Source organism: Neobacillus muris (assembly GCF_943193175.1).
Classification (GTDB): Bacteria; Bacillota; Bacilli; order Bacillales; family Cytobacillaceae; genus Neobacillus; species Neobacillus muris.
Window position 1 is genome coordinate 64,093 of sequence record NZ_CALPDF010000001.1, and the last position, 12,229, is coordinate 76,321.

13 protein-coding genes are annotated in these 12,229 nt (G+C 43.3%); 4 read left to right on the plus strand and 9 right to left on the minus strand.

Annotated features, from left to right (window positions below):
- Nucleotides 1-2 precede the first annotated feature (2 nt).
- On the plus strand, nucleotides 3-779 hold the full coding sequence (locus NFS43_RS00300; RefSeq protein ID WP_251548681.1) for an ABC transporter ATP-binding protein: 777 nt from the start codon (nucleotides 3-5) through the stop codon (nucleotides 777-779).
- Nucleotides 780-795: 16 nt separating this feature from the next.
- Complete coding sequence (locus tag NFS43_RS00305) at nucleotides 796-1,503, plus strand: ABC transporter ATP-binding protein (protein WP_251548683.1); 708 nt, start codon at nucleotides 796-798, stop codon at nucleotides 1,501-1,503.
- 84 nt (nucleotides 1,504-1,587) lie between these two features.
- On the opposite strand, the gene NFS43_RS00310 is transcribed toward NFS43_RS00305, so the two are convergent.
- The 5 genes from NFS43_RS00310 to NFS43_RS00330 all read right to left on the minus strand — a co-directional run bounded on the left by NFS43_RS00310 (nucleotide 1,588) and on the right by NFS43_RS00330 (nucleotide 7,990).
- Nucleotides 1,588-3,648, minus strand: a complete 2,061-nt coding sequence (locus NFS43_RS00310; RefSeq protein WP_251548685.1) for a beta-galactosidase — start codon at nucleotides 3,646-3,648, stop codon at nucleotides 1,588-1,590.
- Between the two features lie 159 nt (nucleotides 3,649-3,807).
- A complete protein-coding gene (locus NFS43_RS00315) occupies nucleotides 3,808-4,644 on the minus strand; it encodes a carbohydrate ABC transporter permease (protein ID WP_251548687.1) in 837 nt (278 codons plus the stop codon).
- A gap of 1 nt (nucleotide 4,645) precedes the next feature.
- Nucleotides 4,646-5,494: a carbohydrate ABC transporter permease gene (locus NFS43_RS00320; RefSeq protein WP_251548688.1), complete on the minus strand. Its 849-nt coding sequence runs from the start codon at nucleotides 5,492-5,494 to the stop codon at nucleotides 4,646-4,648.
- Nucleotides 5,495-5,591: 97 nt separating this feature from the next.
- Nucleotides 5,592-6,866: an ABC transporter substrate-binding protein gene (locus NFS43_RS00325; RefSeq protein ID WP_251548690.1), complete on the minus strand. Its 1,275-nt coding sequence runs from the start codon at nucleotides 6,864-6,866 to the stop codon at nucleotides 5,592-5,594.
- Between the two features lie 131 nt (nucleotides 6,867-6,997).
- Nucleotides 6,998-7,990, minus strand: a complete 993-nt coding sequence (locus tag NFS43_RS00330) for a LacI family DNA-binding transcriptional regulator (RefSeq protein WP_251548692.1) — start codon at nucleotides 7,988-7,990, stop codon at nucleotides 6,998-7,000.
- 253 nt (nucleotides 7,991-8,243) lie between these two features.
- On the opposite strand from NFS43_RS00330, the gene NFS43_RS00335 reads away from it, so the two are divergent.
- Nucleotides 8,244-8,663: a hypothetical protein gene (locus NFS43_RS00335; protein ID WP_251548694.1), complete on the plus strand. Its 420-nt coding sequence runs from the start codon at nucleotides 8,244-8,246 to the stop codon at nucleotides 8,661-8,663.
- Between the two features lie 292 nt (nucleotides 8,664-8,955).
- Nucleotides 8,956-9,144, plus strand: coding sequence for a hypothetical protein (locus tag NFS43_RS00340; RefSeq protein ID WP_251548696.1), 189 nt, complete (start codon nucleotides 8,956-8,958; stop codon nucleotides 9,142-9,144).
- Nucleotides 9,145-9,203: 59 nt separating this feature from the next.
- On the opposite strand, the gene NFS43_RS00345 is transcribed toward NFS43_RS00340, so the two are convergent.
- The 4 genes from NFS43_RS00345 to NFS43_RS00360 all read right to left on the minus strand — a co-directional run bounded on the left by NFS43_RS00345 (nucleotide 9,204) and on the right by NFS43_RS00360 (nucleotide 12,061).
- A complete protein-coding gene (locus NFS43_RS00345) occupies nucleotides 9,204-9,758 on the minus strand; it encodes a DUF2812 domain-containing protein (protein ID WP_251548698.1) in 555 nt (184 codons plus the stop codon).
- A gap of 5 nt (nucleotides 9,759-9,763) precedes the next feature.
- Complete coding sequence (locus tag NFS43_RS00350) at nucleotides 9,764-10,084, minus strand: PadR family transcriptional regulator (protein ID WP_251548700.1); 321 nt, start codon at nucleotides 10,082-10,084, stop codon at nucleotides 9,764-9,766.
- 258 nt (nucleotides 10,085-10,342) lie between these two features.
- Nucleotides 10,343-10,831, minus strand: a complete 489-nt coding sequence (locus tag NFS43_RS00355) for a GNAT family N-acetyltransferase (protein WP_251548702.1) — start codon at nucleotides 10,829-10,831, stop codon at nucleotides 10,343-10,345.
- A gap of 63 nt (nucleotides 10,832-10,894) precedes the next feature.
- Nucleotides 10,895-12,061: a TraB/GumN family protein gene (locus NFS43_RS00360; RefSeq protein WP_251548704.1), complete on the minus strand. Its 1,167-nt coding sequence runs from the start codon at nucleotides 12,059-12,061 to the stop codon at nucleotides 10,895-10,897.
- Nucleotides 12,062-12,229 lie beyond the last annotated feature (168 nt).

The window sequence follows — 12,229 nt, forward strand, 5'->3', positions numbered from 1 at the left end:
AGGTGAATGTGTTAGAGGTTACCGAGCTGTCAAAAAGCTTTGGCGGGCTGGCCGCCAATTCCAACATCACCATGGGAATAAAGAAAAACTCGATCACGGCTGTGATTGGACCGAATGGAGCCGGGAAAACAACATTTTTTAATATGATTACAGGTGTCTACAAACCGACATCCGGAGATATCCGGCTGAACGGTAAAACCCTGGTTGGGCTTAGGCCGGATGCGGTGGCCAAGCAAGGGATTGCCCGGACATTTCAAAACATTCGGCTGTTTAAGGATATACCCGTTCTGGAAAATGTCATGGCCGGCATGCACACCCATATCACTTCCAACTGGTTGGGGATTTTGCTGAACCTCCCTAAAGCTAGGCATGAGGAAGATGAGGCAAAAAAAGAAGCCTACCGGCTGCTTGAGTATGTGGGGCTGGAGCATTTACTGAATGAAGCGGCTGGCAGCCTCTCCTATGGGGCCCAGCGCCGGCTGGAGATTGCCAGGGCGCTGGCCACGAAGCCAAGTGTGCTGCTGCTGGATGAACCGGCAGCCGGGATGAATCCAAAAGAAACCAAGGAATTGACAGATTTGGTCCAGACGATACGGACACAGTTGAACATTACAATTATTTTAATTGAACATGATATGAAGCTGGTGATGGGGATTTCCGATTATATTTTTGTGTTAGACCATGGGGAAAAGATTGCCGAGGGGAAGCCGCATGAAATTCGAAATAACCCGCGGGTGATTGAAGCCTATTTAGGAAAAGGGGCATTGTCTCTCGCATAAAGGAGGAAAATCCGGAATGCATGTATTGGAATTGACCAATGTGGCAGCCAATTACGGGGCCATTCAAGCGTTAAGGGATATCCATTTATTTGTGGATGAAGGGGAAATCGTCACGTTAATTGGCAGTAACGGTGCCGGAAAATCGACGACTTTAAAATCGATAAACGGACAAGTGAAGGTTAAGGCTGGATCGATCACTTATAGGGGGAACGATATTACTAATCTCCCTGCCCACCAAACATCACTAATGGGGATTGCCCAGGTTCCGGAGGGACGAAGAATTTTTCCAAAACTGTCTGTAAAGGAAAACCTGCTGATAGGGGCCTTTTCAGTCAAAGATAAAAACACCGTTGAAGACCGGATGGAGCGCATTTTCGGGTATTTTCCAAAATTAAAGGAAAGGCTTGAGCAAAAAGGCGGGACGATGAGCGGCGGCGAGCAGCAAATGCTGGCCATGGGCCGTGCCTTAATGATGAATCCCCAGCTGTTAATGCTGGATGAACCATCGATGGGCCTCGCTCCCATCATTGTCGAGCAAATCTTTGAAATCATCAAAGAGCTCAACAAAGAAGGCGTCACCATCCTGCTCGTGGAACAAAACGCCTTCCAATCCCTGCAAATCGCCCACCGAGGCTACGTCATCCAAACCGGAGAAATCGTCCTCGAAGGCCGAGGCCCCGACCTCATCCGCAACGAACAAGTCCAAGAAGCCTACCTCGCGTAGCGGGGACTGTCCCCCACTGTGTTAAAGCACTAAAAGGGGACAGTCACCACCGCTTTAAAGCAGCGGGGGACTGTCCCCTTCGGATTATTTCTGTTTCTCTACAATTCTTACTTCGTATTTCTCTAATAGGAGGTCTCCTGTGAGCTGTTCCCCTGTGAGTGCGTCGGTTACGGCCGAACCAAGTGATACTGGCTGGCTTTGTTCTGTGAAGTTCATGAGGAAGAGATAGTCTTTTTCTGATGCGTGTCTGGCTTGGACTGAAACGCCTCTGCCATGTTTTACATCAGATGCCGATTCAAGAACCAATTCGTCTATTAATTCTTGATAGAAATCTCTTTGGAAATCATCCTCTAAGCGCCCGCCAATGTAGTACGCTTTTCCTTGACCGTACGAATGGCTGGTAAGTGCTGGAGTGTTTGCATAGAAATCATCCTCATAAACACCTTCCACATTGGCCCCGTTTACCTCAATGACCGTAGCATAGTCTTTTAACTCATAAGATTTCTGACGGAACATTACCGCATTCCGATCCTTTGGATATAACGTATCCGTTTCCACTGGCTTAATGCCAAAAATCTCCTGAAGGTCCTTGTGCCAACCGCCTAAATACGTTAAATCATGTTCATTTACAAGGCCGCTGATATAGGTCATCACCAGGGTGCCGCCTTCTGCCGCATACGTCTTTAACTGTGAAATCGTGTCTTCACTCATTAAATACAGCATCGGCACGATTAATAGCTTATACTTCGAAAAATCCTGATCCTTCGTAATCACATCGACAGGAATATCTTTCTCCCAGAATGTCCGATAATGCTGCTGCAGGGTCTGTGGATAACGCTTCGATTCTAATCCAAACCCCTGTGCATCGTTAATTGCCCAATTGCTGTCCCAATCATACAAAATCGCCACATCAGATGGACGGTTAGTTCCGACCACATCCGCTAATTTCTCTAACGTTACTCCAACCTTGGCGACCTCTTGGAACACCCGGTTTTCCGGACTATTATCATGGTCAACCACAGCCCCGTGGAATTTTTCAGAGGAGCCGCGGGATTTGCGCCATTGGAAATACAGCACACTGTCTGATCCATGCGCCACCATCTGCATGGCAGACAGCAAATGCATGCCCGGCCGTTTTGCTTTATTGACCTGATGCCAGTTCACCGCACTCGGCGTCATTTCCATAGTTAAAAATGGCTGCTGCTTGAGGCTGCGATACAAATCATTAATGAACCCCACCTTCATCGCTAAATCAGCCGTGCTTTCCCAATCATTGTGCCAGGCTGGGTAAGCGTCCCAGCTGACCACATCCACATGCTTAGCAAACTTGCTGTAATCCAGCCCTTGGAATGGAATCAAATCAAACGTATCCGCCATAAAATTCGTGGTAATCGGCACATCCGGTGTGATTTTCTTTAACGGAACGATTTCATTTTCAAAAAAATCTATCGTTTGATCGGTAACGAACCGGCGCCAATCCAGGTTCAGCCCGTGAACCATACTTTCCCCATTAGGTGAAGGCGATTCAATCTGGGACCAATCCGAGTATGTGTGGCTCCAGAACGGTCCCCACCATGCATCATTAACGGCCTTCAAATCATGGTTATACTTCACCTTCACCCATTCTCTAAAGGCATTTTGGCACAAGTCACAATGGCAGTCGCCGCCATATTCATTGGAAATATGCCACATTAACAAAGCCGGATGCCCGCCGTATCTTTCCGCCAGCAGCCCATTGATGGTCTGTGTTTTTTCACGATAAACCGGAGAAGTAAAACAGTGATTATGACGTCCGCCATGCAGCTGCTTCACTCTTGCCGCATTCACCCGCAGCACTTCCGGATATTTTTGCGACATCCAGGCAGGACGCGCTCCGCTCGGCGTGGCCAAAATGACACGTCCGCCAATTCGGTAAATATCCTCGAAAATTTTATCTAACCATTCAAAGTTGTATACCCCTTCTTCAGGCTCCAGTGCACTCCAGGCAAAGATCCCGACAGAAAAAGTATTGGTATGGGAGAGCTGCATTAATTTGATATCATCCGCCAATATATCAGGGCGGTCCAGCCACTGGTCAGGATTATAGTCTCCTCCATGCAGCATGAAGTTAGCATTGGTGATATAGGTTTTCTCATTCTTAGGCATTGTTGTCTCCTTCTATACCGTCATTTTTATAAAAAAACAGGAAGATGAATTTCAGCCATAAGCGTTCATCTTCCCCCTGTTCGTTGAAAATCCCGATAGGAGAATGGCAATGGGAAAACGGCCAAGGCCAGCAAAAGGTTCCCATTCATCCTGCCTATGCTACTTAACAGAACTGCCCAGCATTCCGGCAATGAAGTGCTTTTGTAAAAGTAAAAAGAAAATAATAATTGGAATGGTAGCAATGGTAATCCCCGTCATGACTTGTCCATAGTCGATAATCGAAATCCCAATTAAGCTGGATAAAGCGACAGGGAACGTATACATATCATTAGACGTTGTCGCAACAAGCGGCCACATAAAGTTATTCCATTGCGCCATGAACAAGTAAATTGCTGTCGCAGCTAACGCCGGCTTCATGGATGGCAAAACAATCCTTAGAAAAATCCGGATTTCACCTGCACCATCTATTCGGGCTGCTTCAATTAAAGCCGTTGGGAAGGCCAGCAAATTCTGCCGCATTAAGAAAATCGCAAACGGCAGGCAGAGCGATGGCACAATCAAGGCAAAATACGTGTTTAAGAAATTGAAATTGGCCATTAATTTAAACAAGGGAATCATCGTTGCTTGATACGGAATCATCATAGAAACGATCAGTATCATAAAAATCGTTTTTTGCCCCTTAAATTCGAATTTAGACAGCGCATAGGCAGCCATCGTATTCACGATTAAAGCAAGCAGGACATAGACCAATGAAACAAACAAGGAGTTAAACAAAACCCGATAAATTCCAATCGAATCATTCAAGTTCGTTAAGTTCGTTAAAAATTGGCCGCCAAACGTTAATGTCGGCGGATTGGTAAACATTTTACTGGTGTGGTTCGTCGACCCAACAAACATCCAGTAAAACGGGAAAATCGATATAACCAACCCAGCCAATAAAGTTATATATAATACTAATTTGCTAGTTAACTTTCGCTGTTTAAGACTATTGCTCATCTTACTCATCTCCTGTCACTTTCATCTGAATAAACGACAGTATGGCTACAATAATAACAACTACATAGGCAATAGCTGATGCATAACCAAAATCATAATATTCAAAGCCGTTTTTAAAGATATACAACCCTAATGTCATTGTCGCATCTGATGGACCGCCATTTGTCAGGTTATAAGGCTCATCGAATAGCTGCAAGGTTGAAATGGTTGAAATGATGGCAGTAAACAAGATTACCGGCTTTAATTGCGGAACGGTAATATAGAAAAATTGCTTGATTTTACCTGCTCCATCTAGTGAGGCAGCTTCATATAATTCTTCAGAAATATTTTGCATGGCGGCTAAATAAATGACCATATTGTATCCCGTCCATCTCCATGTCATGGCGAGAATAATGGATACTTTTGCCCAAAAGGCATCTGAAAGCCAGCGAATCTGGTCGACGCCTAAAAATCCTAAGAACCGATTGATTACCCCAGTATCCTGCAGCATGACGGAGAACAAGATGGAGTAAGCAACAAGTGATGTGACAGCCGGCATAAAAAATCCGACCCTAAAGATGCCGCGCAGCTTTAGTAATTGACTGTTAAGGGCACTTGCTAATAGAAGCGCCAAGAATAGCATAATAGGAACTTGAATAATTAAGATAATGAATGTATTAGATAAAGCTTTTAGAAAAATGGTATCTTTCATTAACCGGATATAGTTGTCCAATCCCGTAAAGACATACTGCCCCGCTTCCTGGGTCTGGAAGCTAAGGATGAGGGAAGAAATGACAGGATAAACGGTGAAACAAATAAATAACAAAAGAGCTGGTCCTAGAAAAAAGTAAGGGATTAATTTTTTCGACATAGCTTTCTCCCCTTATCGAGTTGAGATTTCTTTAATCAAATGGGTTAACAAGAGCTAATTCCTCTCCCTTGTTAACCCATGATTAGCTTCCTACTTTTTATTTTTCACGATTTTTCAAACGTTCGCTTGCATCGTCAAGTGATTTCTTAACATCTTTTCCTGTCGTGATCTCCGATTGCACTTTGATGATTTCATCACGAGCTAAGTTATCATTGGTTGTATAGAACACAGATGGGATTTTTTCCATTTGATTCGCAAAGAATGTCCATACTGGCTCATTGTTGAAATACTCTAATGGTTTAGAGAATAAATCAGATTCGTATACAGGCAGGTAGCTTGGGAATAAACCGCCGTCCATGGCCAATTCCTGCATCTTAAAGTCAGTGCTGAAGAATTTCAAGAAGTCATAGGCTTCGTCTACGTTCGGGCTGTTTTTCGAGATAGCAAAGGAACTTCCGCCCTGGTTAGCTGATTGGCTGCCGCCTGGTTCGAATGCAGGCAGTTCCATTACGCCCCATTTGCCTTTTTGATCAGGCAATTGCTGCTGAATGGTCCCCACTAACCAGCCGCCTGCGATGGCAGTAGCTGTTTGGCTGTCAGATAAAGAGGTTACCCACGCATTCCATCCTGGTGTGCCAAGCAGTGTTTTATTGTCTGCAAGCTGTTTGAAGACGTTCGCAGCATTTTGCGATTCTTTTGTTCCAATGGTCGTCTTGCCATCCTTGCTGTAATAGCCAAAGCCTTGCTGGCTCAAAAGGATCGTGAAGACGGTTGAATCATTGGAGTCGTAACTTAACATGTTCGTGCCAGTTTTTTCTTTGATCACTTTACCAGCAGCAATGTAGTCATCCCAAGTTTTGATGGCGGCCGGGTCAACGCCGGCTTTTTCAAAGATATCTTTGCGGTAGAATACACCTACTGGGCCTGCATCAAACGGGAAAGCGTATACATCTCCATCTTTTGAAATACTGTCAATCTTATATTTAGGGAAATCCTTTGTAATATCAGTAAATCCTTCTTTTTCGGATAGGTTTACAAAAGAGTTAGGAAAACTTTCTAGCCATCCAGTTAAGCCATCGTCTACTAACAACGCTGCATCTGGAAGACCTTTTCCGCCAGCTTGAAGGCCTGTAACCATTTTGGAACGAATGTCATCGTTCGCCATTTCCACTACTTTTACCTTAAAGTCTTTATGATCTTTTTGGTATTCCTTGGCTGCCTGTTCTAAAACAGGAACGTTGATGTTGGTTGCCCAAATGGTCACTTCACCATTTCCTTTTTTCTCAGCGCCATTAGAACCGCCGGAACCACATGCCGTAAGAAGTAAAACTCCTATTAAAACTATACTTAATAAGGATGTAAGTTTTTTCATGTCTTTTCCTCCGTGAATTTTAGTAAAACGCTTACAGTCATATCTTATAATTTTACTGAAGATTTGTAAACAATTTTAGTAAAAATATTTTAGTAAAAGAGAAATATTTTTTAGTAATTATTTTTTCGCGGTTAATTAGCACTTTTCCTGATCACTAATTCGGCTCCCAGGTATAGTGTTTTCACAATTTTTCTTTTGCCTAAGATTTGCTCGAGCAACAATTCCATCGCATTTCTACAAAGTTCTTTTGTATCAATATGGAAGGTTGTGAGCGGCGGTGATACGTATTTGGCCACGCTAATATTATTAACGCTTACCACGCTGACGCGGCCTGGAATGGCTATCCCCTTTTCGTTCAAGGCTTGAAGGCAGCCTACCGCTATCGGGTCAGCTGCAATAAAAAAGGCGGTAGGAAGATTGTCTCCCAGCTTATCGATGGCCCGTGACATCAAGTCATAACCAGTATCTACGGAGAACCCCCTGCGGCTAAAAATACATTGTTCTTTTAAAAGGCCTTTTTCCTTCATATAAGACCGAAATGTTTGTTCGCGCAAGTCCATTTCATCCTGATCCGTATTGGGATTATGATACGTTCCCCCAATAAACCCGATTTGTTTATGGCCTCTTTCCAGAAAAAAGTCCACGGTCCGTTTAGTCAATTGCGCTAAATCTGGCCTTACAGAATCATACTGGTTGGGGTCTGGAGTCGTTTCAATAAAGACCCCATTGGCAGTAAGGCTTTTCAGGTGCTTCAATTCCTTCTCGGAGAAGGCTCCTACTGCGATAAAGCCTTCGATATTTCCAGGTATTTGATGAATCCCATCCGAAATTTTATAGGTCGTCAGCTCAACGTTATATTTTTCAGCTAATTTTTCGAGCTCCAGCCTCATGGATTTAAAATAAACGTCTTCGAGTTCCTCCTGGTCCGTCAGCCAATACAACAAGGCGATGTTCTTGACTAACGGTCTTACCGTTTTCCTTCTATAGTTTAATCTATCCGCCACCTCAAAAATCTTTTCACGCGTTTCATCCGGAACAGAAAGCCCCGGATCATTATTTAGCACACGAGAAACGGTAGAAATAGAAAAGCCCGATTCTTTCGCAATATCCTTAATCGTCGCCATTCCCTGCAACCTCCCAAAATAAAAATCCACCCATAAAAAACAAAAAACACCCAAGTAAACTTTTTTACTTACATTTTACTTGAATATTTTCAGAAGTCAAGGTCAGTTGGGGTCAGTCCCCCAGCACGTTAAAGCGGTACTTGGGCGGGGGACTGTCCCCATACATAAATGCCCGAGTTTAGGGGAAATTAATGAATTGAGTTCTAAGAGGGCGTAACGGCTGTGCCCAATTTATTAAGGAGGATGAAGCGGCATGGATTTAAATTATTTGGCCCCAACTAAATTGCTTGAAGATATTTATTTGACGCTTTGTTCTGTCTATGAGGATGAGCAGCATTACAGTGAGGAGGAGAAGAAGGCTATTCAAGTGACGAAGGAGCATTTAACGAAGAAGGTAATGAATGAATTTGTTGTGGATGAGGAGTATTTTTTAACTATGGATCCAAACGCTTTTGAGAAAGGCTATGGAATGCTGCAGCATGATTTTATTCATTTAATTAAAGGCTGCAGTGAAAATAATCTTGACTATGACAGTTTTTTGCAAATCATGGACCAACTGATCAGCTGCGCCAAAATGCGGATGAACGCCTATGAACTGCTGGATGAGAAAATCCAGGAAACGAAAGTACAAGAGGCAGAAGAGAATGAAACCGAGGGGGAAGATGAAGAATGAATGAATTTTATAATGTGGTGCACGGACAATTATTCAGTAAACCTATCATTCTGAAATGCCGAAATTATTTTACTTTTTCAGATAAAATTATGACAAAATAACATGTCCTAACCAAATTCAACACTATTTCTTGGTTTCTTCCAGGCCAGAATCCAGAAATTATTTTTTTGCTATCATTTAGGATTTTTTTGAAAATTGTTATTTTCCTCTGGTACATTCCGTTTAAAAATAAGCCATGGTACGATAAGAAAAGTTTATTTTCAACCTACAAAAATGCTCTAAGAGGTGTACCATGGAGACCAACGAAAATCATCCAAACGAAAACATCAAATTATTAAAGGAAATAGCCACCACCAAAACACAACTATTAGACTTATACATTCAGCACGGGCCAGGCAGCCCTGACTATATTTCCCTATCACTAAAACAAAACCTCCTCATCAACCAATACATCGAAGAAAAAATAACAGCATTGCTTTAGCGAACCGGGGGACAGTCCCCCACTCTGCTAAAGCATTAATGCGCTGGGGGACTGTCCCCCTATTCATGAATTTCCTTTTCGGTTTTTAGGCCTTTTATTTTTTTGTTTAAAGGTATGATTAGGAATAGCAGAATTAAGATGAATATGGAAAATGAGATAAGGGATACGTAGCTGTTGATTGGCGGTCTGCTTATTGATGCAGTGAAAGCGCCTAAGAGCAAGTTGATGAGTCCGACAAAGAGATTAAGTCCAGCGGCTGCCCAGAAAAGGATTAGGATTCTGTTATAGTGGTTTAATTTGGAATCAATGTCTGAGTAGATGGCAAATTCACCGTCTGCTGCTTTCCTCCTAAAATAAATCCAGCGTTTATTATAGGAGGTAACCAGTTCTGCCCCCGTTTCCTCCATAAATTGAAGATAATCTCGGCTTTCCTGATGGTCCATCGGGTGTCCAAGCAATTCAATCCTGTAAATGTATTCATCCTTTGGAGCATCCTCAAATATATATTTGCACCACGAATAATCGGTTAAAGCGAATCCGTTCGCTGACATTTCATTTAAAAACTTTTCTTCCTTCTCGAAATCAAAAAACGCTTTTCTGATAATATGCTTCATATCAGTCAACCTCCAGCAATCTCAATGCCATTTTTAATAAGCTCGTTTAACCTTTGAAGTTCCCATTTAACGATGGATTTGCCCAAATCAGTGATGACATACTCTTTTTTTCGCGAATTTTCTTCTCCCGGAACAGGCTCTATCCACCCTTTATCCAGCAGAGTATTAATAGCTCCGTACAATGTGCCAGCTCCAAGCACTACCCGTCCGCCGCTCAGTTCCTTTATATTTTGCATAATGCCATAACCATGCATCGGCTCGTGGAGGGATAAAAGAATATAATAAACTGCTTCCGTCAATGCAGCATGTTCGGTTGTGTCCTTCATTCTTCAGCACCTCTTAACTATTACGGATGACGATATATCGTCTACAGTTATATTATATCGACAGCTGATATAACAATCAATAGGGAGTCTCCCTGTTTTCCGTCTTTTTAAAAATAAAAAGAGAAAATCATTTGATGTGATCTTCTCTTAAAAAATGTCTATTGTTTTATCAAAAATGCAAATGGAAGTTTGCCTCCTATTACCAATTGGCGCTTACGGCCCTTGTCCAGGATCCGCCAAAATACCGCTAGTTCATTATCACGAAAGCCATTTTACCATATTGAACCAGGCGGCGCCGCCATGGTTGGAACTGGATACACCTTTGTTCACATAACCATGCTTTTCATAAAATCCAACTAGATTCTTCTTGCATGTAAGCGTAACGGTTTCACGTCCTTTCGCACTTGCCTGTGCCTCCAAATGAGCCAACAGCGCTGCAGCGATTCCTTTGTTTTGGCAGGCCGGCAGCACAGCCAACCCTAATATGCTTTGATGGCCTCCTGATGCTGGATTGGGTTTTATTTTGCTAAATACGTCATCCGTTATGTATTCCGTTTCAAGGACTGGTCCATTGACCAGACCGACAATTTCATCGCCCTCCTCAGCCACAAAAAAACTATCCGAAATAAGTTGAATCCTTTCTTCAAACGCCCTTTCCGTGGCGGCCTCCTCTTTTTCAAAACAAAGCTGCTCAATGGCGATTAGTTCAGGCAAGTCTTCTTTATGTACCATTCTTATTTTTCCCATAGTCTTAGTGCCCTCCATTTCCTTCAAAAAAAAGGATGAAAACGAGTTTTCATCCTTTCAATCTTATAAATTCTCTAAAAATGTTTTGATGACGTCTGTTCCGCCGATGAATAATCCAATGGTTGTGCCCAAGTTGCACAAAACGACAATCAGTAAAATCCGGCTGACCTTGTTCCGCCAGAATCCTTTTACGGTAAAAACATCCTTTGACAGAGTTTCAAAGTCCTGTACACTTGGCCTGCGAATATACGCTTGGGCTAATCCGGCAAACCAGCCGGCTGCCAAAAGCGGGTGCAAGGTGGTAATCGGTGCCGCCACAAAGGCGGTCAAGATGGTGAGCGGATGGCCCAATGCGATGGCCGCCCCCAAAGCAGCAAATGATCCGTTCCATAAAATCCAGCTGATGGTCTGGTCGAAGCCTGCGGATGGGCTCGCAATAAAGATATACACAATCATGGCGATAATCAGAATGGGCAGGCTCCAGCCAATAATTTTCGGAACAACAGATTTAGGCGGCAGCGCCGTCAATCGTTGCAAATCCTGTTCCTTTTTAATTTCTTCCGTAATGCCAGGAACGTGGGCTGCTCCTAAAACCGCCACAATTTTTTCACCAGGGGCTTCCTTAATTTTTTGTGCAAGATACTGGTCCCGTTCATTGATTAACGGCGTCTTCAACCGAGGAAAACTTTCGGTAAATTCATTCAGCATTGCGTTAATCGTATCCTGTTCCTTCATCTTTTCCAGCTCTTCTTCTGTGATGCTTTCTTTGCTGAAGATGCCGGCGATGACTGAGGTAAGAAGGTTTGCTTTCCCCCAGAAGCCAAGATTGCCCCAAATTCTCGAAAAAGTGATTTGGATGTTCCGGTCAGCCAGCACCAGATGGGCGCCAATTTCCTTTGCGGATTGGATTCCTTGAATCATTTCCGACCCTGCCCTGATATTGAGCTGATTGGCCATGCGGTTTTGAAAAGAGGAGATGGCCAGATTCATCAGCAAAAGCGAGGCCTTCTTTTCCTTAATCACCTGAATGATATCCATTTCTTTCCATTTACTTCCCTCAGAAATAGCCTGGTAACGCTGCTCGTCCAATTCGATACAGACCGAATCCGGCTGTTCTGCCTCAATCACCTGCTTCACCTGCTCCGCGCTGTTCTTCGAAACATGTGCCGTCCCTATCAAAATATATTCCTTGCCATCTAAGTGAATCCTCGTAATATTCTCCTCGCCCATACATACCTTCCTTTAACAAGCCAGATACAAAAGATTTATTGTCTATTATATCACTAACCCCGAACCAAAAAACAGCAAAATAGTGATCCCCTTTAACACATCACCGTGCCGGGGGCCTGTCCCCCGCCGCTTTAACGCATTGCCCATCCAAAGGAATTCCTTTTTGGG